This is a genomic window from Proteus faecis, assembly GCF_030286765.1.
GTDB lineage: Bacteria > Pseudomonadota > Gammaproteobacteria > Enterobacterales > Enterobacteriaceae > Proteus > Proteus faecis.
In genome coordinates this window covers 100,922-124,996 of record NZ_JASVWV010000007.1, presented here as the reverse complement: position 1 = coordinate 124,996, position 24,075 = coordinate 100,922, and the positions used below count along the sequence as shown (strand labels likewise).

The 24,075-nt window shown below is 38.9% G+C and carries 22 protein-coding genes and 1 pseudogene; 10 read left to right on the top strand and 13 right to left on the bottom strand.

Going from position 1 to position 24,075, the window contains the following annotated elements; genetic code table 11:
- Positions 1 to 17: 17 nt before the first annotated feature.
- Both QSH13_RS11085 and QSH13_RS11080 read right to left on the bottom strand, forming a co-directional pair.
- Positions 18 to 1,979 (bottom strand): hypothetical protein, encoded by a 1,962-nt coding sequence (locus QSH13_RS11085; RefSeq protein WP_286039144.1) that lies wholly within the window; start codon positions 1,977 to 1,979, stop codon positions 18 to 20.
- A 197-nt stretch (positions 1,980 to 2,176) separates the two neighbouring features.
- Complete coding sequence (locus tag QSH13_RS11080; protein WP_109398529.1) at positions 2,177 to 2,641, bottom strand: DUF1097 domain-containing protein; 465 nt, start codon at positions 2,639 to 2,641, stop codon at positions 2,177 to 2,179.
- 653 nt (positions 2,642 to 3,294) lie between these two features.
- Here QSH13_RS11080 and QSH13_RS11075 point away from each other — a divergent pair.
- Together QSH13_RS11075 and QSH13_RS11070 are read left to right on the top strand one after the other, a co-directional pair.
- Entirely contained in the window at positions 3,295 to 3,747 is a 453-nt protein-coding gene (locus tag QSH13_RS11075; protein WP_109398528.1) for an excisionase family DNA-binding protein, read from the top strand.
- A complete protein-coding gene (locus QSH13_RS11070; protein WP_109406965.1) occupies positions 3,747 to 4,316 on the top strand; it encodes a PIN domain-containing protein in 570 nt (189 codons plus the stop codon). Before QSH13_RS11075 ends, QSH13_RS11070 begins: the two co-directional genes overlap by 1 nt.
- A gap of 351 nt (positions 4,317 to 4,667) precedes the next feature.
- On the opposite strand, the gene mnmE is transcribed toward QSH13_RS11070, so the two are convergent.
- The 5 genes from mnmE to rpmH form a co-directional block, all read right to left on the bottom strand.
- Positions 4,668 to 6,032 carry a tRNA uridine-5-carboxymethylaminomethyl(34) synthesis GTPase MnmE gene (gene mnmE, locus QSH13_RS11065; RefSeq protein ID WP_196544006.1) on the bottom strand — a complete coding sequence of 455 codons (1,365 nt, stop codon included), beginning with the start codon at positions 6,030 to 6,032 and terminating at the stop codon, positions 4,668 to 4,670.
- A 131-nt stretch (positions 6,033 to 6,163) separates the two neighbouring features.
- A complete protein-coding gene (gene yidC, locus QSH13_RS11060; protein WP_109398525.1) occupies positions 6,164 to 7,804 on the bottom strand; it encodes a membrane protein insertase YidC in 1,641 nt (546 codons plus the stop codon).
- A 2-nt stretch (positions 7,805 to 7,806) separates the two neighbouring features.
- Positions 7,807 to 8,067 carry a membrane protein insertion efficiency factor YidD gene (gene yidD / locus QSH13_RS11055; protein ID WP_072064717.1) on the bottom strand — a complete coding sequence of 87 codons (261 nt, stop codon included), beginning with the start codon at positions 8,065 to 8,067 and terminating at the stop codon, positions 7,807 to 7,809.
- Complete coding sequence (gene rnpA, locus QSH13_RS11050) at positions 8,031 to 8,390, bottom strand: ribonuclease P protein component (RefSeq protein WP_071788569.1); 360 nt, start codon at positions 8,388 to 8,390, stop codon at positions 8,031 to 8,033. The genes yidD and rnpA overlap by 37 nt, the downstream gene beginning before the upstream one ends.
- Before the next feature lie 17 nt (positions 8,391 to 8,407).
- A complete protein-coding gene (rpmH, locus tag QSH13_RS11045) occupies positions 8,408 to 8,551 on the bottom strand; it encodes a 50S ribosomal protein L34 (protein ID WP_004246509.1) in 144 nt (47 codons plus the stop codon).
- Positions 8,552 to 9,292: 741 nt separating this feature from the next.
- Here rpmH and dnaA point away from each other — a divergent pair.
- From dnaA to gyrB, 4 genes are read left to right on the top strand one after another with little or no spacing between them, the layout of a single operon-like run.
- Positions 9,293 to 10,693: a chromosomal replication initiator protein DnaA gene (gene dnaA / locus QSH13_RS11040; RefSeq protein WP_196544005.1), complete on the top strand. Its 1,401-nt coding sequence runs from the start codon at positions 9,293 to 9,295 to the stop codon at positions 10,691 to 10,693.
- 4 nt (positions 10,694 to 10,697) lie between these two features.
- Positions 10,698 to 11,801, top strand: a complete 1,104-nt coding sequence (dnaN, locus tag QSH13_RS11035) for a DNA polymerase III subunit beta (protein ID WP_109398523.1) — start codon at positions 10,698 to 10,700, stop codon at positions 11,799 to 11,801.
- 11 nt (positions 11,802 to 11,812) lie between these two features.
- Positions 11,813 to 12,901, top strand: a complete 1,089-nt coding sequence (recF, locus tag QSH13_RS11030) for a DNA replication/repair protein RecF (protein WP_109398522.1) — start codon at positions 11,813 to 11,815, stop codon at positions 12,899 to 12,901.
- Between the two features lie 20 nt (positions 12,902 to 12,921).
- Entirely contained in the window at positions 12,922 to 15,336 is a 2,415-nt protein-coding gene (gene gyrB, locus QSH13_RS11025) for a DNA topoisomerase (ATP-hydrolyzing) subunit B (protein ID WP_109398521.1), read from the top strand.
- A gap of 79 nt (positions 15,337 to 15,415) precedes the next feature.
- Here gyrB and asd read toward each other — a convergent pair whose 3' ends face one another.
- On the bottom strand, positions 15,416 to 16,522 hold the full coding sequence (gene asd, locus QSH13_RS11020) for an aspartate-semialdehyde dehydrogenase (RefSeq protein WP_109398520.1): 1,107 nt from the start codon (positions 16,520 to 16,522) through the stop codon (positions 15,416 to 15,418).
- Between the two features lie 472 nt (positions 16,523 to 16,994).
- Here asd and QSH13_RS11015 point away from each other — a divergent pair, with 472 nt between their 5' ends.
- On the top strand, positions 16,995 to 17,564 hold the full coding sequence (locus QSH13_RS11015) for a class I SAM-dependent methyltransferase (RefSeq protein ID WP_109398519.1): 570 nt from the start codon (positions 16,995 to 16,997) through the stop codon (positions 17,562 to 17,564).
- Between the two features lie 55 nt (positions 17,565 to 17,619).
- On the opposite strand, the gene pdxR is transcribed toward QSH13_RS11015, so the two are convergent.
- Positions 17,620 to 19,107, bottom strand: a complete 1,488-nt coding sequence (gene pdxR, locus QSH13_RS11010) for a MocR-like pyridoxine biosynthesis transcription factor PdxR (protein ID WP_109398518.1) — start codon at positions 19,105 to 19,107, stop codon at positions 17,620 to 17,622.
- Positions 19,108 to 19,228: 121 nt separating this feature from the next.
- Here pdxR and QSH13_RS11005 point away from each other — a divergent pair, with 121 nt between their 5' ends.
- Positions 19,229 to 19,687 (top strand): GNAT family N-acetyltransferase, encoded by a 459-nt coding sequence (locus QSH13_RS11005; protein WP_286039143.1) that lies wholly within the window; start codon positions 19,229 to 19,231, stop codon positions 19,685 to 19,687.
- Positions 19,688 to 19,781: 94 nt separating this feature from the next.
- On the opposite strand, the gene QSH13_RS11000 is transcribed toward QSH13_RS11005, so the two are convergent.
- Positions 19,782 to 20,519 (bottom strand): tetratricopeptide repeat protein, encoded by a 738-nt coding sequence (locus QSH13_RS11000; protein WP_109398516.1) that lies wholly within the window; start codon positions 20,517 to 20,519, stop codon positions 19,782 to 19,784.
- A gap of 108 nt (positions 20,520 to 20,627) precedes the next feature.
- Here QSH13_RS11000 and murQ point away from each other — a divergent pair, with 108 nt between their 5' ends.
- Entirely contained in the window at positions 20,628 to 21,527 is a 900-nt protein-coding gene (gene murQ, locus QSH13_RS10995) for an N-acetylmuramic acid 6-phosphate etherase (RefSeq protein ID WP_196544002.1), read from the top strand.
- 10 nt (positions 21,528 to 21,537) lie between these two features.
- Here murQ and QSH13_RS10990 read toward each other — a convergent pair.
- The 3 genes and pseudogenes from QSH13_RS10990 to QSH13_RS10980 form a co-directional block, all read right to left on the bottom strand.
- Positions 21,538 to 21,918: pseudogene (locus QSH13_RS10990) on the bottom strand (type II toxin-antitoxin system death-on-curing family toxin).
- The gene (locus QSH13_RS10985) at positions 21,915 to 22,136 is read right to left on the bottom strand and encodes a type II toxin-antitoxin system Phd/YefM family antitoxin (RefSeq protein WP_286039142.1); all 222 of its coding nucleotides are present in this window, start codon (positions 22,134 to 22,136) and stop codon (positions 21,915 to 21,917) included. Before QSH13_RS10985 ends, QSH13_RS10990 begins: the two are co-directional and overlap by 4 nt.
- Before the next feature lie 169 nt (positions 22,137 to 22,305).
- Positions 22,306 to 23,169, bottom strand: coding sequence for a YicC/YloC family endoribonuclease (locus QSH13_RS10980; RefSeq protein WP_109406971.1), 864 nt, complete (start codon positions 23,167 to 23,169; stop codon positions 22,306 to 22,308).
- Positions 23,170 to 23,295: 126 nt separating this feature from the next.
- Between QSH13_RS10980 and rph the strand changes: the two genes are divergently transcribed.
- Positions 23,296 to 24,012 carry a ribonuclease PH gene (gene rph, locus QSH13_RS10975; RefSeq protein ID WP_286039151.1) on the top strand — a complete coding sequence of 239 codons (717 nt, stop codon included), beginning with the start codon at positions 23,296 to 23,298 and terminating at the stop codon, positions 24,010 to 24,012.
- The last annotated feature ends 63 nt before the right edge of the window (positions 24,013 to 24,075 follow it).

Below are 24,075 nucleotides of genomic sequence, written 5' to 3'. Positions count from 1 at the left end.
TTTATTAGAATCGATGGCTAAAACAGTACGGTAATATCTGCTAATACCGTATTAGGTTTAGAAAAGTGCAAATAAAAATAAAGATTGGATTCGTTTTCACGTATGAATAAATAGTCTAATTCAAGCTGATAAGTACGAAAATAGGCTTTGTTATTTGTTACTGGATGATTAAGTAACGGTGTTATTTTATAAACGATATTGTCCTGATTTAGGCCAAGTGAAAATGTATTTGAAGCGACTAATGTACCATTTATGGCATTACCTGTTCGCACTGAAATTGAAAGTGATTGTTCACTTTCAATAGCACACTGTAGTAACACTTCCATTTTTTGTGGATTATCTGTTTTTCTAATCGTTTCTTCTGAAGGTAAACAAAAATAAGCTTCTTGATTTAACAAAATACAGTTTTTACCAACCAGCATATCGCTATAACCATATTGAGCTTTGCTTAATTGCGTATCAAACCCATGATTTAAATCCAGTTCATAGCTTTTTTGGGGGAGCGGTAGCTGGTTTTCAGTTTCTAGCGTAAGGGATGCATATCCATCATAAAAACGAAATATCGGAGCCGATTCGGTTAGCCAAGCGCCAGAATCATCATGGCATTGTTTGCCATTATGCCGGCTTAAGTAAAGGTTTACGCCATTAAAACAGTAACCAGGAATATTGAGATAAGACTTGTTCTCTCGACGGCCTTGACCAATGGTAAAGCTATTATTATTTACATCATCAAGCACCATATAGTGTAATGCACCCCAAGGCGTGTCAGAAATATAACGTACAGAAGGCAAAATTTGAGAGGGCGATAAATATGCTTTGCTACTATCTGGTGTAAAAAAGGTGTCTGTTTTTAATACATCGCGACCATCACCCGTTACACCATAACAGCCTTCATATTGAAAACTATCTACTATTTTTTCAATACTTAAATAGTTGTGTTTAATACGAATAACGGCATCAATATGGGAATAGGTTTCGATACTCTGTAACATTGATGTTCGATGTAATATATCTTTGCCTATATCAAAATAAGCTTTGTAATAGCTGATTTTAGGATCATGGCTATAATCGTTTCCATATAACTCTAAGCTATTCCAATGAGAAAAAGGGGTGTTAAATTCGATTTCAAAACTCTTTTTTATCCAAGCCTGATAAAAAGATAATCCTGAGGTATAAACACCGGATAAAAAGGTATTACTTTTATTGTAATCATCTTTAAATACACCAGAGGTTTGCTGATAAATTGTAGTGTGAATAGCACCATTAAATTTATCTATACTCTCTCTTAATGTTTTTAGATTACTTTTAAAGTAATTATCACTTAACTCGAGTTTGTCTTTATTGGTGAGAATATCGTAGTGTGCCACAACAAAAAGGGCGCAACAATGACAATAAAAAGGTAAGCCTGCTGATTGCGCTAAATTTAATACTAAGGGTTGTTGAGAAACAATGGTAGTAATCACATCATCAAAACGGTTGAGTACTTGTTCCCGTAAATCTTGTTTTTGTTGTGCCGAATAACGCATTGTGGGATCAAGATAACGAGCAAGTGAATCAGAAAATAACTGATAAACATCAGATATTCCTTCTGTAGTGAGTTTGATTATCTTAACGTTATTATCAGCGATTTTTGCATCAATAATACGAGAGACATGTTCGATAATTTGATTAGCGAGCGAGCTATCTTTCATATTTTTATTCATCAAGCCAAAGAGTGCAGAGGTGATTTTCGATAATGCACCACCGACAACAGGTATTAAGCCAATAATATGTCCGATGACGGTTTGCCCTACAATCATGGGGGCATTTAGCGGATCTTGCTCATTGAATTTGTCTACAATGGTAGGCAATACACTACTGTTGCGGTTAATCATATCCAACATACCTTCTTGGAGTTCTTGGTAGTCGATACAGATTAATGGCTGTGTTGCAGGTAATGATGAAGGACTAATAGCAATTTTTAATGGGTTTAAATACATAACGAAAGCTCCTTGTTTAAATCAGTTCCATGGTTTGATTAACTAAGAGCTCTTTTTTGACGTAAATAGAAACAAACTACAATTTCAAATTTTGTTAGTTATCTATGAGGGAAAGTAGAAAAGTTAAGGGAAAAAGAAAGCGGTACTTTAAGAGGGAAAGTATCAAGTTACCGCTTTTTATTGGTTTGATAAATTAATTAAACTGTTTTTCCCTGTGATTTATTGGCAATCCAAAGTCCACTCATTTTCATTGAATAACCAAATAATACACCGACAATAAGCGAAGGAATGGTTTGTGTTAAATCACCTTGTGCTGCAAAAATGGTACAGGCGCCAATAAAAGTGCCGGGGATATAGGCAAGCAGAGTGCTTTTAGCTTGAATGCACATGATAAAGGCAATCACACCCGTTACTGCATAGCCGAAAATAGAAATATCATTAAAAATCTGGCTACCATAAATAATGGCTAATGCCCAAATTACACCACTCATAATTGTGGCAATTGTCACTGCTAATCCTTTAATACCTTCTTTTGGATAAGCAAAATAAGCCGTACAACCTAAAAAGCCAGCCCAGCTTAATAAATCAAATTGATTAGCAACAAATGCCCAAATGGCGGAAAGAATGCCTGTTGTCAGCGCAGTAAAATAAAGCGTTCTCACGATAGACTCTTAAATATAAGGGGGATATTTACCCAGTTAACTAAAAACGAAGTTTAGCATTATCATTAGTTGATTTACTATATTTAGATCATTAAACATCATCATTTAAATACGTATTTTTTCTTTCTATAAAATCTATTTTTCTTTTAAAAAAAGAAAAAGATAAAGTAAACGATTGCGTTATTGAAATAATTAGTTAATTAGCAAATAAATATTATTTATTAATATAAAAGATAAAAAGAAAATAAGTGAATTCTTTTTAATTTGCTCTTTCTTGAAAAAATTCGTTACCAAGTGCAATGTCGATCGCTTATTATTTACCAGCTATAACTGTTAAAAGCATATTTACACGGTATAGCAGGTCAATTTTAGTGATTACTTTTCAATACAGAAACTAAAAATGCAAAACCACTCAAAGTGTTAGAAAGCTATTGGCGCAGATTTGGAGTGTAACCTTTTGTTAGGTTTTGCCATGAAGAACTCATTATTGAAAGAAACGAGTCGTTTTTGGAGGTAAGTTTTCAGGAATATCTCATGCAGTAAACTCTCTTAGTGTTGCGAATATTTCGAATATTGACTTTTCGAATATTTCGGATAATATTGTGATGTATAGATTTGTATAATTTAAATTTGAAACTAGAGAGAGAAATACGATGAATACTGTTACAAAACTGCCAAGTGCTGAAGAAATTGCACTGGCTAAGCTTGGTAGTCAAGAGTTGTCAGCCGTAATGGAAATCAATGGCGGAGCTCAAAGGATCAATGTTATCGATAAATTAGGTAAGACTCACGAAGTCATGATCCCATCAAATGCATTAAATATGATGATTGAGGTGCTTACTCAATTAGGTCAAGGTAACTCTGTTAGCATTACACCCATTCATGCTGAACTAACAACACAAGAAGGTGCTGACATGCTAAATATGTCTCGACCTACATTTATTAAACTCTTAGATTCTAAAGAGATTCCGTTTAATCGCACTGGTAATCGCAGGAAGGTAGCCTATGCTGACCTTATGGAATACAAGAACCGTTTAGAGGAAAACAGACTAGCAGCTCTTGCTGAATTATCCGCATTAGATCAAGAAATGGATATGGGATATTAATGACATCATATACGGTGATTTTAGACGCATGTGTTATGTATCCAGCTCCGCTTCGTAGTTACCTAATGTATTTGTCCAACACCGGGCTATTCAGAGCACGATGGACAGAGCAAATACATGATGAATGGATTCGTAATCTTATCAAGAACAACCCAGATGCCGATCTTGGACGGCTAGAAAGAACCAAGCAGTTAATGAACGCTCATGTACCTGACTGCTTAGTTGAAGGTTATGAATCATTGATTAATGGTTTAACCTTACCAGACGTTGATGATAGACATGTTGTTGCCGCTGCTATTAAAGGACGAGCAGAGTCTATCATCACTTTCAATCTAAAAGACTTCCCTACAACGGAGCTTGATCCGCTAGGTCTTTCTGCAATACATCCAGATGAGTTTTTATGTGATATGTTTGAGCTAGATAGCAGTGCTTGCGTCAAGGCTGCCCAGCAACAACGAGGTTCGTTGAAAAGACCACCAATGACTCAAGACGAGTTTTTAACTTGCTTGCAAAAGCAGAAGCTTCCAAGTTTCGTCTCAAAATTAAAGAACTTTAAGCTTGTGCTTTAATAGAAATAATTTTATAACCAAGATCACCAAGCATGTTTGATCAAAACACGGCTTACAGATTGAAAATCAATCAAAAAATCACTTCTTGATATCATCAGGGTGTTCTGATTATAGCAGTGGGATGCTTACTTTATCAAAAGCCACCGAAAAGTGACTTTACGATGAACTTGACGGCTCTAGCTGCTGGACTGGGAGTAAATAGGGATCAAACTCTAGCAAAATGGAACAAAAGTATGTGAAATGCAGTAAAACCTCTTCGTAATCAAAAATAAATAATTCTCATTGAAAACAACTGGTTATTTTGATTTTTTAAAAGAATTCTACCACATTTCATCTGATTGATAAGTTACTTTACTTCCCGATACAAAAACTAGAGAAAATACGACCTAATAAATCATCGGAGGTAAATTCACCCGTGATTTCACTTAATGCTTGTTGAGCGAGTCTTAGCTCTTCTGCCAATAACTCACCTGATTTTGCATAAACCAGTTGCTCATGGCCTTGCTGTAAATGTTCTGCTGCGGTATTTAATGCTTGTAAATGGCGACGGCGAGCTAAAAAACCACCTTCAGTATTACTATTAAAGCCCATCGCTTCTTTTAGGTGATCACGCAACAACTCAATACCCATACCATCACGAGCAGATAAGCGGATCATCGGGTAGTTACCTTGTGCCGTGATCTCGACATTTTCCCCTGTTAAATCTGATTTGTTACGAATAACAGTAACAGGCAAGGTATTTGGCAAACGTGCCATAAATTCAGGCCAGATATCTTCAGGTGTTGTTGCATCGGTAGTGGTACTATCCACCATAAATAGCACTCTATCTGCTTGCTCAATCTCTTTCCAAGCACGCTCAATACCAATACGTTCAACTTCATCACTGGCTTCACGTAAGCCCGCTGTATCGATAATATGTAAAGGCATACCATCAATATGAATATGTTCACGCAATACATCGCGAGTTGTACCCGCAATATCCGTGACAATCGCGGCTTCTCTGCCAGCTAATGCATTTAATAGGCTTGATTTACCCGCATTAGGACGACCAGCGATAACCACTTTCATTCCTTCGCGTAACAGACTACCTTGGCGAGCTTGAGCACGAACATCATCTAATTCAGCAATAACAGCATTGAGTTTTCCTTCGATGATGCCGTCAGAAAGAAAATCAATCTCTTCATCAGGAAAATCAATGGCCGCTTCAACATAGATGCGTAAGTGAGTTAATGACTCAACCATCTCGTTAACATGAGAAGAAAAGGCACCTTGTAATGAATTAATCGCTGAACGTGCCGCTTGTTCTGAGCTAGCATCAATTAAATCAGCAATCGCTTCAGCTTGTGCTAAATCGAGCTTGTCATTTAAAAATGCACGTTCAGAAAATTCCCCAGGGTTTGCAATCCGCACACCGGGAATTTGTAAAATACGTTTTAGTAATAAATCCAGAATAACGGGGCCACCATGGCCTTGTAGTTCTAGAACATCTTCGCCGGTAAATGAGTTCGGGTTCGGGAAGAAAAGGGCGATACCCTGATCAAGTACTGAGTTGTCATCATTGCGAAATGGCAGGTAATCGGCATAACGAGGTTTAGGTAATTTACCTAAAACGGTTTGTGCTACAAGAGCTGCTTTAGGGCCAGAAACGCGCAGGATACCAACACCGCCTCTTCCCGGGGGTGTGGCCTGAGCGACGATAGTATCAGTGCTATGCATGGTGTACTCGCTTAATCAGAATAATCATATCAATATAAAAAAACAGAAGGCGGTCATTGTAGACCGCCTTCGCTATTTTATGTCACTTTCCTTTGAATGTAACCAAGGAAGAGGTTTTTCCTCATGTGACCTTATTTTTTGTCTCTACTGTGTAAGCCACGTTTTTCCAGACCACGGTAAATTAACTGCTGCTGGATAATGGTCACTAAGTTACTGACGATATAGTACAGAACCAGACCTGATGGGAACCACAGGAAGAATACAGTAAACACAACCGGCATAAAGGTCATGATTTTTTGTTGCATCGGATCAGTCACTGCTGTAGGAGACAGTTTCTGAATGATGAACATTGTCACACCCATTAATAATGGCAGGATGTAGTACGGATCTTGTGCAGATAAGTCTTGGATCCATAACATAAATGGAGCATGACGTAATTCAACAGAGCCCATCAGCATGTAATACAATGCAAGGAAGATTGGCATCTGGATAATCAGTGGTAAACAACCACCCAGAGGATTCACTTTCTCTTGCTTGTATAACGCCATCATTTCTTGGCTCATACGTTGTTTGTCATCACCAATACGTTCACGCAGTGCAGCCAGTTTTGGTTGCAGTAAACGCATTTTCGCCATAGAGGTGTACTGCGCTTTTGTCAGCGGATACATGATACCACGAACGATAAAGGTGATCATGATGATGGAGAAGCCCCAGTTACCGATAAAGCTGTGAAGGAATTTCAGCAGTTTAAACAGTGGCTGAGAGATAAACCATAACCAACCGTAGTCTACAGACAGGTCTAAATGTGGCGCAATAGCGGACATTTCTGACTGAATTTCAGGGCCAACCCATAATGTTGAGCTGATATCAGCACTGCTATTTGGTGCAATTGTCACCGGTGCTGATTTATAACCAATCAGAGCAATAGATTTGTTTTCTAAAGTGATAGTATAGAATTGATTGTTCTGACTATCTTTAGATGGAACCCATGCTGTTGCAAAGTACTGTTGTAACATTGCAACCCAGCCATTATTGGTGGTTAGAGATAAGTTTTTATCTTCGATATCACCAAAGCTGTATTTTTTATAGTTGGTTTCATCTGATGAGTATGCCGCACCACGATAAGTGTGTAGCGCAAAGTTGCTACTACCTGTATCACGGCTTTCTGGCAATTTAACAGATTGTTTTAACTGACCGTAGAAGTTCATTGTCAGTGTTTTATCTGTTGTATTCTCAATTTTGTAATCAACGCTGATATCGTATTGACCTTTTTTCAGAATGAAGGTTTTGATGAATTTCACCCCTTCTTCATTCACAAAAGTCATAGGTACGCGTAATTCATCTTGATTTTCACCAAGTACGAATTCGTTCTTATCTGCGTTATAGATAGGGCGAGATTTCTGATCTGGACCATCTGGGCCAATTAAGCCACTTTGTGCCTGATACAGAAATTGTGGTGTAGTTTCCAGTAAACGGAAAGGCGTAGTCGAATTAAGCTCGGCGGGATAGGCTAACAAATCAGCCTCATCGATAGTACCGCCCTGAGTATTGATACGAAGATCAAGTACGTCAGTTTTTACGGTAATCAATTTTGCCTGCTCATTGCTGTTACCAGTTACAGCAAGACTATCACTGCTTGGCACGTCCGCTTGTTGCGAGATCTGAGCGGTAGTGGTGGTGTTTTGTGAAACTTTATCACCCTCCCACTGCTGCCAGATCAGGAAAGAAACGAACAGCAAAGCGATGAATAGAAGATTGCGTTGCGAATCCATCGTTAATTTTCTCTGTTATCGTCGTTTTTTCTAGGTGGGACAGGATCATCACCACCTTCGTGTAAAGGGTGGCATTTTAATATGCGTTTCACTGTTAACCAACTACCTTTTATCATTCCAAACCTGCGCAATGCCTCAATTCCGTAATTAGAGCACGTAGGATTAAAACGACAACGAGGCCCCAACAGAGGACTAATCCCCAGTTGATAGCCCCTAATTAGCAAAATCAGGACTTTTGAGCCAAGCGACAATGACGACGCCATAATTTACCCAACACTTCCGTCAATTGATGGTTATCAAGTTCAGCAACCCCTTTTCTTACTAATAGCACAAAATCCATCGGCGGTAATTCATGCTGATGTAAACGAAAGTATTCACGGGCTAATCGTTTAATCCGATTGCGCTCATGAGCACGTTTAACGTTTTTCTTTGCGATTGTTAGACCGATGCGGGGATGCCCCAGCTCATTCTGGCGACCCAAAATAGTAACTTCTGGAGAACTCGCACGTTGTGGTTGCTGGAAAACAAAATTGAAATGCTTGGGAGTTAACAAACGTAACTCCCTTGGAAAAGCGAGCTTAACCACGGAATGGTTAGCTTTTATTATTTCGAAGAAACGGTCAGACGAGCGCGGCCTTTCGCACGACGGCGAGCCAGAACCTGACGACCATTTTTAGTGGCCATACGAGCGCGGAAGCCGTGGTTACGGTTGCGCTTCAGTACAGACGGTTGAAAAGTGCGTTTCATGGCGATTTCTACCTACTTAATATAATTACTGATTCAGCAAATGCGTTGACAGACAGGCGTGTAATAAATAAACAAACCGGTACTTCAATCGCAGCATCAATGATGGAAAGATGCGGGATTGTAATAAAATCACTCAAATGCGTCAATGAAGATGACGCTTTAAGTACCGATTTTTGTCGTCTTTTTTAGCAAACCCGATAATCAATCCTGACTTATGCGCAACGAGTACGCTTATTAGCGACCTAAAAAGGGCCTTAAATAAGTGACATTGTTGGTACAAGCACGCAGGGTGCAAGATTATACGGACTCATAGTGAAAGCGCAAGGATCTTTGAGGGATCAAATGAGAGATATTTGATCACTTACTATAAGAAAGAGAGATTTATGCAAAGAGAAAGTTATCCCCAATTGCTATTTATAGGGCGACTCAAGTACACTAGAACGCCTTTGCATATTTAATTTGGTGAATTATCTTAAATCAGTAAGCCTGTGGATAAAAACCATAAAAACTGTGCAAAAGAAAGAGGATCTTCGTTTCATTTTGCGATATGATCCCCCGTCACGATCAGAATAGCCAGTCTGCGATCGTGAGTCACGATGTAAAAAAATCGTTGTCACCAAGAGTTGTTCCTTATTAAGAATTGAAGAGGAACGGTGTTGTGCACTTTGTATTTAGGCACACAGTGTTTAACTGCATTTTTCCTGTTTATTTTTTAGTCTTGTTTTTTTAGGGGAGTCCGCCGTGTCACTTTCGCTTTGGCAGCATTGTCTTGCCCGATTGCAGGATGAGTTACCTGCCACTGAATTTAGTATGTGGATACGTCCCTTGCAGGCAGAACTAAGCGATAATACGCTGGCACTGTATGCACCTAATCGTTTCGTTTTAGATTGGGTGAGAGAAAAATACATTAATAATATTAATGCATTGTTAGTGGATTTTTGTGGCTCAGAAGTCCCTTCTTTACGTTTTGAAGTTGGTAATAAGCCGGCATCAGTGCGTACTACGGAAAGTATTCCTAAAGCTGTTGTACATCCAACGGTGAATACAACGCCAACACATAGCCAGCCTGTTCGCCCTAGTTGGGATAATCAACCGGCGTCTCAACTGCCTGAACTCAATTATCGCTCTAACGTTAACCCTAAACATAAGTTTGATAACTTCGTTGAGGGTAAATCAAACCAGTTAGCAAGGGCGGCAGCAAGACAAGTTGCTGATAACCCAGGTGGCGCTTATAACCCACTCTTTTTATATGGTGGAACAGGACTTGGTAAAACACACTTGTTGCACGCAGTGGGTAACAGCATTATGGAGCGTAAAGCGAATGCAAAAGTTGTTTATATGCATTCTGAACGTTTCGTACAAGATATGGTAAAAGCGTTACAAAATAATGCGATAGAAGACTTTAAACGCTATTACCGTTCTGTGGATGCACTCTTAATTGATGATATTCAATTTTTCGCCAATAAAGAGCGTTCACAAGAAGAATTTTTTCATACCTTTAATGCATTGTTAGAGGGTAATCAGCAAATTATTTTAACGTCAGACCGTTATCCTAAAGAGATAAATGGTGTTGAAGATAGATTAAAATCGCGCTTTGGTTGGGGATTAACGGTTGCTATTGAGCCACCTGAACTTGAAACCCGAGTCGCGATTTTGATGAAAAAAGCGGATGAAAACCAAATTCAGTTACCTGACGAAGTGGCTTTTTTTATTGCAAAAAGACTTCGTTCTAACGTCCGTGAGCTTGAAGGTGCATTAAACCGAGTGATTGCTAACGCAAACTTTACAGGTCGTGCGATTACTATCGACTTTGTACGTGAAGCATTACGTGATCTGCTGGCCTTACAAGAAAAATTAGTCACTATCGATAATATTCAAAAAACGGTTGCTGAGTATTATAAAATTAAAGTCGCTGATTTACTGTCAAAGCGGCGATCTCGATCGGTTGCCCGTCCGAGGCAAATGGCAATGGCGCTGGCGAAGGAATTAACAAACCACAGCTTGCCTGAAATCGGGGATGCCTTTGGGGGTCGTGATCATACAACTGTACTTCATGCATGCCGAAAGATAGAGCAATTGCGTGAAGAGAGTCATGACATCAAAGAAGATTTTTCTAACCTAATCAGAACATTATCATCCTAGCGCTATGAAATTTATCATTGAACGTGAACAGCTTCTTAAGCCGCTACAACAAGTAAGTGGCCCTTTAGGTGGTCGTCCAACATTACCTATTTTAGGTAACTTATTGCTTAAGGTAACTGAAAATACCTTATCGTTAACGGGGACTGACCTTGAAATGGAGATGGTGGCAAGAGTTAATCTTAGCCAATCTCATGAAATTGGCGCTACAACTGTTCCTGCGCGTAAGTTTTTTGATATTTGGCGTGGGTTACCAGAAGGTGCTGAAATTAGTGTTGAACTCGATGGTGATCGCCTATTAGTGCGTTCTGGTCGTAGCCGTTTCTCCTTATCAACATTACCCGCATCTGATTTTCCTAATTTAGATGACTGGCAAAGTGAGGTTGAATTCACTTTACCTCAAGCAACATTAAAACGTCTAATTGAGTCCACACAATTTTCAATGGCGCATCAAGATGTGCGCTATTACCTCAATGGTATGTTGTTTGAAACTGAAAATACAGAGTTACGCACAGTTGCAACAGATGGACACCGTTTAGCGGTATGTTCAATGGATATTGGACAATCTTTACCAGGGCATTCTGTTATTGTTCCTCGTAAAGGTGTCATTGAATTGATGCGTTTACTCGATGGTGGTGGTGAAAGTTTACTGCAATTGCAAATCGGTAGTAACAATATACGTGCACATGTGGGTGATTTTATTTTCACTTCGAAGTTAGTTGATGGTCGTTTTCCTGACTATCGCCGAGTATTACCGAAAAACCCAACGAAAACAGTAACGGCGGGTTGTGATATTCTTAAACAGGCATTTTCTCGAGCTGCAATTTTATCTAATGAAAAATTCCGTGGTGTGCGTATAAACCTCACTAACGGTCAATTGAAGATTACAGCTAATAATCCTGAGCAAGAAGAAGCAGAAGAGATTGTTGATGTTCAATATCAAGGCGAAGAAATGGAAATTGGCTTTAATGTCAGTTATCTCCTTGATGTACTAAATACATTGAAATGTGAAGAAGTTAAGCTTCTGCTAACAGATGCTGTTTCAAGTGTTCAAGTGGAGAATGTGGCAAGTTCTGCGGCTGCTTATGTTGTTATGCCAATGCGTTTATAATAGTCACTAACATGATTTTATCCCGTTTATTGATCCGTCATTTTAGAAATATTGAACAAGCGGATCTGCCATTAGCGGATGGCTTTAATTTCCTTGTTGGGCCTAACGGGAGTGGTAAAACAAGTATACTTGAAGCGATTTACACGTTAGGCCATGGACGCGCATTTCGTAGTTCTCAAACTAATCGCGTGATCCAGCATGATGAAAATGCATTTACTCTTCATGGCCGTTTAAGTGCTCTAAATGAAGAGAGCCGTGGTTATGCGATTGGATTAAGTAAAGATCGCGAAGGGAATAGTACAGTTCGTATTGATGGTAGCGATGGCCATAAAATTGCAGAGTTAGCAAAATTGTTACCTATGCAATTAATAACACCTGAAGGTTTTACACTACTAAATGGTGGGCCTAAATATCGTCGCGCTTTTATTGATTGGGGTTGTTTTCATAATGAACCTCGATTTTTTGCTGTATGGTCAGATTTAAAACGCGTATTAAAACAACGTAATGCAGCACTGAGGCAAGCAACGTCTTATCGGCAGCTGATGCCTTGGGATAAAGAACTTATCTTATTAACAGAACAAATAAGTGAATGGCGAACTCAATATACCGAAGATATCGCTAAAGACATTGAAGAAACGTGTCGTCTGTTTTTGCCAGAGTTTTCGTTGAAAGTGAGCTTCCAACGGGGATGGGATAAAGAAACAGATTACGGTGAGTTGCTAGCACGTCAATTTGAACGTGATAAAATGTTAGCATATACCTCACTTGGTGCTCATAAAGCGGATTTACGTATTAGAGCAAATGGCACGCCAGTAGAAGATATGTTGTCACGAGGCCAGCTCAAGTTGCTGATGTGTGCATTGAGGCTGGCACAAGGTGAATATTTCACTCGTAAGAATGGGCAAAGATGCCTGTATCTGCTCGATGATTTTGCTTCCGAATTAGATGCAAGTCGGCGTCAGTTGTTAGCCGAGCGTCTAAAGTCTACGCAAGCTCAAGTGTTTGTCAGTGCGATAACACAAGGGCAAGTGAAAGATATGCTAGATGTAAATAGCAGGCTATTTAGCGTAGAACGTGGCAAAATAGAGGTTAAACCATAGGAATAAAGCGAGAAACGTTGATGTCGAATACATATGACTCCTCAAGTATCAAAGTATTAAAAGGGCTGGATGCGGTGCGTAAGCGCCCGGGGATGTATATCGGGGATACAGATGATGGAACCGGTCTGCATCACATGGTCTTCGAGGTGGTCGACAACGCAATCGACGAAGCCCTCGCGGGTTTCTGTGATGAGATAATTGTCACTATCCATTCAGATAACTCCGTCTCTGTTCGAGATGATGGTCGTGGAATTCCAACCGGCATTCACCCAGAAGAGGGTGTCTCAGCGGCAGAGGTTATTATGACCGTTCTGCATGCGGGGGGTAAATTCGATGATAACTCCTATAAAGTCTCTGGTGGACTTCATGGTGTAGGGGTTTCTGTTGTTAATGCGTTGTCTGAAAAACTTGAACTGACAATCCACCGTGATGGAAATATCCATCAGCAAATTTATCGTCATGGTGTGCCTGATGATCGCTTAAAAGTGATTGGCGATACTGAAAAATCAGGGACATTTGTACGCTTCTGGCCAAGCCTTGAAACCTTTAAAGGCGAAACTGAATTCCAGTATGACATTTTAGCAAAACGTCTTCGTGAGTTGTCGTTTCTAAACTCGGGTGTTTCTATCCGTTTAATTGATAAACGTGACAACCGTGAAGATCATTTCCACTATGAAGGCGGTATTAAGGCGTTTGTTGAATACTTAAGCCGTAATAAAACGCCAATTCACCAAAATGTATTCTATTTCTCAACTGAAAAAGATGGTATTGGTGTTGAAGTGGCAATGCTATGGAATGATGGTTTCCAAGAGAATGTTTATTGCTTTACCAACAATATTCCACAGCGTGATGGTGGTACACACTTAGTTGGTTTCCGTACTGCAATGACACGTACGTTAAACAACTATATGGATAAAGAAGGGTTTAATAAGAAATCGAAAATCAGCGCGACGGGTGATGATGCCCGTGAAGGATTGATTGCGGTTATCTCTGTTAAAGTTCCAGATCCTAAATTCTCATCACAAACAAAAGATAAACTGGTTTCTTCAGAAGTGAAAACAGCGGTAGAAACGCTGATGAATGAGAAACTGGTGGAATATCTGTTAGAAAACCCAAACGATGCGAAAATTGTTGTCGGCAAAATTATTGATGCTGCTCGTGCTCGTGAAGCAGCGCGTAAAGCACGTGAGATGACACGTCGTAAAGGAGCATTAGATTTAGGTGGCTTACCAGGTAAGTTAGCGGACTGTTCTGAACGTGATCCCGCTTTCTCTGAACTGTATTTAGTGGAAGGGGACTCTGCGGGTGGCTCTGCAAAACAAGGGCGTAACCGTAAAACACAGGCAATTCTTCCGTTAAAAGGTAAAATCCTCAACGTTGAAAAAGCGCGCTTTGATAAGATGTTGGCTTCTCAAGAAGTTGCAACGTTAATTACTGCATTAGGTTGTGGTATTGGTCGTGATGAATATAACCCAGATAAACTGCGTTACCACAGCATTATCATCATGACGGATGCGGATGTCGATGGTTCTCACATTCGTACGCTGTTACTGACATTCTTCTATCGTCAAATGCCAGAAATTATCGAACGTGGTCATATCTTTATTGCTCAGCCACCACTTTACAAAGTGAAGAAAGGTAAACAAGAGCAATACATCAAAGATGATGATGCAATGGATGAATATCTGATGTCTATCGCGCTTGATGGTGCGGCACTTTATATTAGTGAACATGCGCCAGCAATGCACGGTCAACAACTTGAAAAACTGGTTGTTGATTACCATGCAGCGCACAAGATCATTCGTCGTATGGAGCGTATCTATCCACTTAGCATGTTAAACAGCTTGGTATATCACTCAACGCTGACAGAAGATGCGTTATCTGATAAAGCTCAGGTTGAAGAGTGGATGAGTGGTTTGGTTAACCGCTTAAACGAAGCGGAAGAGCAAGGCAGTACTTATAGCTACACCATTGTTCAAAACGATGAAAATCGTCTGTTCGAACCAGTATTGCGTATTCGTACTTATGGTGTAGATACAGACTACAAATTGGATTATGACTTTATCCACAGTAGCGAATATCAACGTATTACGCATTTAGGTGACATTATCGGTAACCTAATTGAAGAGGGTGCGTTTATTGAGCGTGGAGAGCGTCGTCAGTCAATTTCAAGCTTTGAAGAAGCACTTGAGTGGTTAACAAAAGAATCACGTCGTGGTCTTGCTGTACAGCGTTATAAAGGTCTTGGTGAAATGAACCCAGAACAATTATGGGAAACCACCATGAATCCAGATACACGTCGTATGATGCAAGTCACTGTGAAAGATGCGATCGCAACCGATGAGTTATTTACCACCTTAATGGGTGATTCGGTTGAACCTCGCCGTGCCTTTATCGAAGAGAATGCGTTGAAAGCGGCAAATATTGATATTTAATGATGTGTAATGTCGCTAAGTAAAAAAAGCCAGCTAATTGAATTAGCTGGCTTTTTTATTTATGGGGGATGTTTTAAGATTAACGCAGAATATTCAACATACGACGTAAAGGCTCTGCAGCACCCCATAGTAGTTGGTCACCGACCGTAAAGGCTGAAATAAATTCAGGACCCATATTCAGTTTACGAATACGCCCTACTGGTGTGCTCAATGTACCTGTGACTGCGGCGGGTGTTAATTCACGCATAGTTAATTCACGATCATTAGGAATGACTTTTACCCAATCATTATGGCTTGCGAGTAACTGTTCAATCTCTGCAACGGGTAAGTCTTTCTTCAGTTTTAAGGTGAATGCTTGGCTATGGCAACGTAACGCACCAATACGAACGCAAAGACCATCGACAGGAATGATATTTGAACCTGTATTTAGGATCTTGTTAGTCTCAGCTTGTCCTTTCCACTCTTCACGGCTTTGGCCGTTTTCTAATTGTTTATCAATCCAAGGGATCAAGCTACCAGCAAGAGGAACACCAAATTGTTCAGTCGGCATTGCGCCACTACGTGTAAAGTGAGTGACTTTACGTTCAATATCTAAGATTGCAGATGCTGGGTTTTCTAGCTCTTTAACCACTTGATTATGTAATGAGCCCATCTGTGACAGTAACTCTCTCATATGGCGAGCTCCTGCACCAGAAGCGGCTTGATAAGTCGATACGCTTGCCCATTCCACTAAATTGTTAGCAAACAAGCCACCTAATGACATTAGCATTAAACTCACGGTACAGTTACCGCCAACAAAGGCTTTAATGCCTTTATTTAAGCTATCTTGGATATGCTGTCCATTAACAGGATCGAGAATAATCACTGCATCATCATTCATACGTAGTGCTGATGCGGCATCAATCCAGTAACCTTGCCAACCAGCTTGGCGCAGTTTTGGATAGATTTCATTAGTGTAGTCACCACCTTGGCAACTAATAATAATATCGAGTGATGCTAAGGTATCAATGTCATAAGCATCTTGCAGAGTGCTACGGTGATTACCATAAGCGGGTGCTGCTTCACCTAATTGAGATGTGGTGAAGAAAACAGGGTTTATCCCATCAAAATCGTGTTCTTCAACCATTCTTTGCATTAAAACGGAGCCGACCATACCACGCCAGCCCACAAAACCAACATTTTTCATTGTAATTACCCTGTCTTTATCTGTAGGAATAGTGAGAGACCTCACACTAACCTGACAAAATATAGAGATAGGTGCAAGTTAATTTATTGATTATTTACCAAAGAATTAGAAGAGTTTCTTATAGTCTTCGTAGAGTTAACAAAAGAAAGCTACAGAACGAACAAATATCAATGAGTTGTTAAAAAAGAAAATGAATTCACCATAAAAGTGTAAGAATATTCTGCTATATCTTATTTTCTTTTTTAGGATAAATAAAAATATATTCTTATTTAAGAAAATAGAGTAAAAATAGAAAAATGTAAAATAGTGTAATATATAAGAAAAACGTATTTACTTTGAGGTGACTCCAAGCTTTATACTGAAAGTCAGCATTCAATAGATGATGTATTTTCATAAATAAAAATAATGATGAATGTTCTTCATTTAATCTAATTTTTATTTTACCTTAATTAAAAGGCACTAGGAGGCGAAGATGGATATATCCACATTCATTCCATTATCTACATACTACTCATATTTAAAGCGGTTTGTGATCTCACCAACCACGATGGGTACTATCGCGCCTTCATCTCGTTGGTTATGTTATGAAATGTTAGATAAACTCAATTGGCAACAGGATCTTCAAGTTGCTGAGTTAGGTGCTGGTACAGGTGTTATTACTCAACAAATTTTAAAAAGAATGTCGGTGAATTCATCATTAGATGTATTTGAAATAGAACCCAGTTTTGCAACAGAATTAGATAAAATTAATGATCATCGATTAAGGGTTTATACCGCATCGGCAGAGAAACTAAATAGTCATTATAATATGATTATTTCAGGGCTTCCTTTTTTATCTATTCCTAAAAAAACAGGGTTAAGAGTTTTAAAACGAGTACATAAAGAATTATTAAAAACTCAGGGGTGTTTTGTATTATTCCAATATACAACTCGATATGAAAAAACGTTATCTCGTTATTTTCATTTAGAAAAAAAATTAGTGATGCGGAATGTTCCTCCCGCTTGGGTTTATTATTGTACGCCCAAAAATAAAATAGGTTAAATGCAAAGCTTGCTCGACATTTATATTGTAAATGACAATTAAGAATAGATGTTATTTATTGAGATAATGTTTTTGCCAGCAAAATAATACTCTTTTCAATTTCAAGTGGATCATGAGCTGCATATCCTAATAATACGCCTTGTTTTGGGTAAGTTTGCATGCAGTAACGTGATAAAGGCTGTATGGCTAATCCAATTTCTCGTGATTTCTTCACAATATATTCTTCTGTATAACCAGCCTGTAGCCAGCAGACAATATGGATGCCAGAGTCTGTTGGTTCAACACAGAAAACATGAGATAAATGTGTTTTTATGGCGTGAATTAACATTTGATAGCGTTCATAACAGGCTTTTCGTATTCGCCTAACATGTCGTGCATAATGTCCTTGAGAAATAAACAGCGCTAATGTTGCTTGCTCTAAAAAGCCAGAATGTGAATCGGTGTAGTATTTAGCGACTTTAAATGCATCAACTAAAGGTAGAGGAACCACTAAAAAGCCTAAACGAAATCCGGGATACATCATTTTTGAGAATGTGCCAGCATAAATAACGCGCTGGTATTTATCTAAACCTTGTAGAGATTGAATGGGTTTAGAGTGATAGCGAAATTCGCTATTGTAATCATCTTCGAAGATCCACACATTGTTGGATGATGCCCATTCTAATAATGCAATACGGCGTGAAAGTGAGAGTGTATTACCTAAAGGAAATTGATGTGAAGGCGTTGTAAAAACAAGTTTTGCTTCAGGATACTGCCTTATTCCTTGAGAAATATCCATTCCATCAATATCTGAATTTATTGGGTGTGATTTTATACCATAAGATGTGAAGATCCCTCGTGCGCTATCATAACCAGGATCATCTAACCAAATAGCATCACCTTCTTTTAATAATACTCTAGTAGTGAGATTAATTGCTTGCTGTGTTCCATTTACAATAATGATTTGTTTAGGTTGGCAATAAAGGCCACGAGTTGATTGCATGTATTGGCATATCATCTCTTTTAATGGTGTATAGCCTGTTGGCGAATTAAATGTTGCGAGTGCTCTTTTTGATTGTCGCCAAACTCGCCCTAATAATCTTCCCCAAAGCTCATGTGGAAACAGATCGACACATCCAACACCAACATGAAATATCGGATTACTATTGATATTCGGTTGTGTTTGTTGCCAAAAAGCTTGTGCTTTTTGCATGTTGGGATTTAGCGTTTCTAATGGGTTTTCAAGTGGTGGTGAAGAAGTAGAGCGGGCTGTTTTGATCCACTTATCTGAAATAATGGCATCAGGGATGGTGCTTGCAACAAAAGTACCTGCACCGCGCCGAGTAAATAAATAACCTTCATCAATTAAACGTTCAAATCCTGCAATAACAGAATTACGGGATATTGACATCATTTCAGCTAGGGTACGGCTTGATGGGAGACGACTACCTGATGTTAAGCGCCCATCTAAAATAGCCGCTCTAATCGCGTGATAAACCTGAGAACCAATAGGACCTTCTTCTAAAACAAGGTTAGGAAAATAAGCTGTTTTTTTCTGTTTCATAAAGTGGATCCTATAAAAACACAAAAAGTGTACCTTATTGAGAACCAAAATTAAACGTACTATGACCACGATTAAAGGCAGGTGATACTTTTTTATAGCATTTATGAAAGGAAGTGAAGAGATGAGCACAACACCCATAACTGTTTCAATTCAGTTTGTTGAACAAGAGCATTATGCTCAATGGTTGCCACATTGGTTAAATTACCAAGCATTTTATAAAGTTGAATTATCAGAAGAGATAACATTAAAAACCTGGGCTCGCTTTTTTGATGAAAAAGAGCCAGTTTATTGTGCTGTCGCGATGGAAGGTGAAAAGGTATTGGGTTTTGTTCATTATCTTTTTCATCGCTCAACATGGGCTGAAAGTGATTTTTGTTATTTAGAGGACTTATTTGTTTCACCAGAGACACGTGGTCGCCATGTGGGTAAGCAACTTATTGAGTTTGTGAATCAACAGGCAAAACAGCGCAATTGTGCTCGTTTATATTGGCATACGCAGGAAACTAATTTACGAGGGCAACGCTTATATAACTGGGTGGCAGAAAAACCGGGTGTGATTGAATACCGTATGGCGTTGTAAAAGAGTGCTAGGTAGAACAGATAGGATATAAAAGAGATGGCAAGACTTGCCCTCTCTTTTCTGAGTTAGGGTTATTTATTCGATTTAATTTGGGTTAATTAAATTCCTGTTGGCAATAAAACTCATTGCCAACTTTTTTTGCCTCTTCACAAGCCTGTTTCATTAATTCGTCAGCTTTTTGTTTATTGGGTTCGATAATATGATATTGACCAGAGAACATAAAAGAAGCCATTGCTTGAGCAAAACCTTCAAAAGTCATTTCATTCGCTTTTGCGAACCACTTATTTGCTTTTTCAGTATCTACAGGCACATTACCAACACCACTATAAAGCACACCTAACCAAATCGGAGCATAAACAAGTTCGGGTTGATGAGTTGTAGCTGCTTCTTCTAATAATACAATTGCTTTTTTGTAATCTGTTTCACCAGATAAAGGTGCTATCAGCGTTGTTGCTAGACTTATTTTTCCTCTTATACTTCCTTTATTTGCGGCGATTGTTGCTAACTTTCTCGCTTCAACATAATGGTTTTTAAAATAAGGATCAGCATTAAATAAATAGAGATCAGCAAGTAATGCATAGGCGTCTGCATAGTCGTTTTTTATGGACTCATTTGCCCACAATTGTGCATTAAGTAAGTTTTTTTCTACACCTGTTCCCATTAAATACATTTCGGCCAATTGATATTGAGCTTGTGCATTGTGATTGAGGGCTTCTTTGCGAGTATCTTCAAATTTTCTTTTGTCTTGTTCTTCAAAATTTGCATGCAAAGAGAAGGAGAAAAAAAGAGTCAGTAGGCTGATAAAGGTTGAAATATATTTCATAAATGTCATTTAGGGTACCGTTTGTAATGATTTTGAAAATCTTACCAATAATAATGGTATAAAAGCAGTTTATTTCTTCGAGTTAATCAAATAAATAATAATATTGGGAGCGAGATAATGGCGATTGACCTTAGCAATCTTGTCACTGAAAGTAGAAATCATAACAGTGAAAATATAGACACACTTTCAACATTAGACATGCTAAAAGTCATTAATAATGAAGATAAAAAAGTGCCATTAGCAGTCGAGGAAGTGTTACCTGAAATTGCTCAATTAATTGATAAAGTTGCAATTGCGTTTTCTCAAGGTGGTCGTCTTATTTATTGCGGAGCAGGCACCTCGGGACGATTAGGGATTTTAGATGCTAGTGAATGCCCTCCAACTTATGGTACACCTCATGAAATGGTCATTGGTTTAATTGCGGGTGGACATAAAGCCATTTTACAGGCTGTCGAAAATGCTGAAGATAACCAAGAACTGGGTGAACAAGATCTACGTCAGCTTAAATTTAATCAGAAAGATGTGCTGGTGGGTATTGCGGCAAGTGGTCGAACGCCTTATGTGATTGGTGCTTTAAATTATGCTAAATCATTAGGGGCTACAACGGGTGCCATTAGCTGTAATCCTGAAAGCCCTATTGCACAAATTGCGGATATCGCTATTACACCGATTGTTGGTGCTGAAGTTATTACTGGTTCATCACGTCTGAAAGCAGGCACGGCACAAAAACTTATTCTTAATATGATCACGACAGGTGCGATGATCAAAATCGGCAAAGTGTTTGGTAATTTAATGGTGGATGTTGAAGCTACCAACGCTAAGCTTGTTGAGCGCCAAGTTCGTATTGTGATGCAAGCCACAGAGTGTGAAAGAGCCATTGCTGAACAAGCGTTATCACAATGTCAGCGTCACTGTAAAACGGCAATTTTGATGATTTTAGCAGGGGTAGATGCACGTCAAGCCATGAAGATGCTTAATCAAAATAAAGGGTTTATTAGAAAGGCGTTGGGTGAATGATTAAATAGTTTTAGTTTTTATCACTTAATTTTCTTAGGTGTTGTGCTAACTGTTGGCTATTTTTAGCTCCTGTGGCTGTATCAACGGTTAAATTTTCCAATACATCATCAACATCTATTATTTTTATACCATTGCGATAAAGAAAAACTATAGTGACAAAAAATACAGTTCGTTTATTGCCGTCATTAAAAATACGGCCTCGAGAAATGGCGATCCAATAGGTTACAGCTAGCTCATAACTATCTGTTATTCCTTCATAATGAGTACGATTTTGTACTTGGTAAATAAGTGCCTAGGCTCTTTCTGGATCTGGCATTCCTGCAACACTAGGAAGTTGTTTTAAGATCTTATCATGAAAAGCAATGACTTCTTTTGCACTTATCCAATTCATCGGTTTGTTAATGCCTTTATTGTATGCCCATGACGTTGCATTATTATATCGAATTCAGCATCCAGTTTTGCGTTTTGGTATGCTTCAAATTCAACCTTACTAATAACTACAGCTGATGTACCATCTGTGCGGGGTATTTTTACTGGCTCACCATAAATAGCGGTGCCTAAAACTTCAGAAATATTAGCCCGAGCTTGAGCCGAGGTATAAGTATGCATAATGTTTTCTCACATTATTTAATGTGCATTTGAGTTGTACATTTCAAGTGTACAATTTTCAATTTATAAAAATGAAACTAACTAAAATTAGAAAATTGGTATAACAAAAAAGCCAGCAAATACAAGGTATCTACTGGCTTAATGATGGGCTGTAAACAGCTAAGAAATCTTACTCAATATTTTGGATCTGCTCACGCATTTGTTCAATTAAAACTTTTAATTCAATGGCTGAATTGGTGACTTCAGTATTAATTGATTTTGACGCTAATGTATTAGATTCACGGTTAAATTCTTGCATCATAAAATCAAGACGACGACCTACCGCTTCTTTTTTAACGAGAATTTTGCGCGTTTCTTTAACGTGAGCTTCTAATCTATCCAGCTCTTCAGCAACGTCTAAGCGTTGCGCTAACATCACTAACTCTTGTTCTAAACGATTATTATCAATTTGAACTTGCGCTTCTTCTAATTTGCTTGTTAAGCGTTCACGTTGCCATTGTAAAATTTCTGGCATTTGTGCTCTTACTTTAATGACTTCTTCGCTAACCGCATCTAAACGCTGTTCAATTAGCGCTTTAAGTGCTTGACCTTCGGTTTCACGGCTCGCAATAAAAGCATCAATTGCCAAATCTAATTCCGCTAAAAGCTCTGTACCAATAGCATCTAAATCTTGCTCTTGTGCTGAAATAACACCCGGCCAACGTAAAATATCAAATGGGCTAATAGTGCCTTCATGGCTGTGGCTTTTTACCCAGTTAGCGGAAACAATCAATTTTTTTGCTAGATTTTCATCAAGATTTAGTTCGCCTTGAAAGCGAGCATTAAGATCAAAACGTAAGTTACATTCAATTTTACCACGCGTTAAGCGATTACGTAGACGTTCACGAATAACAGGCTCTAAACTACGTAATTGCTCAGGCAAACGAATATAAGTTTCAAGGTAACGTTGGTTTACGGAACGCAGTTCCCATGCAGCGCTACCCCAGTCTTTTTTAATGTCTCGGCGAGCAAAAGCGGTCATGCTACGGATCATAATAGGGTCTCAATAATGTAAAAGATGATACGATTATAACCCTATGCATCAATACAAGGATAGGCATAAGCCATTTTAGGTCGTATAATGCGCCCCCAATATGTCAGAGAAAGCGGAGATAACACCATGCGTCCAGCAGACAGACAAGCAAACCAAGTACGTCCTATTACCATTACTCGCCACTATACAAAACATGCTGAAGGTTCTGTATTAGTTGAATTTGGTGATACTAAAGTCTTGTGTAATGCCACTGTAGAAGACGGTGTACCACGTTTTCTGAAAGGACAAGGGCAAGGATGGGTGACCGCAGAATACGGCATGCTTCCTCGTGCAACAAATAGTCGTAATGCTCGTGAAGCGGCTCGTGGTAAACAAACGGGGCGTACTATGGAAATCCAGCGTTTAATCGCTCGTTCATTACGTGCCGCGGTTGATTTAAAAGCGTTAGGTGAATTTACCATCACCGTCGATTGTGATGTTATTCAAGCCGATGGTGGTACACGTACTGCTTCTATCTCTGGTGCTTGCGTCGCATTAGTTGATGCTTTAAATAAAATGGTTGAAGAAGGCAAACTGAAAAAGAGTCCTCTTAAATCAATGGTCGCTGCTGTGTCAGTGGGGATTGTTGATGGTGAACCATTATGTGATCTTGAATATGTTGAAGATTCAGCTGCAGAAACAGATATGAATGTGGTGATGATCGATGATGGCCGTATGATTGAAGTTCAAGGTACGGCAGAAGGTGCACCATTTAGTCATGAAGAATTACTTGCTTTACTCGCCCTTGCAAAAGGGGGATTAGAGAAAATATTTGAAGCGCAAAAAGATGCGCTGAAGCAATAAATTTTATTTTTAAGGCGACTGAGAAGTCGCCTTTTTTATGTCTAAAATTTGTCATCAAGTAAC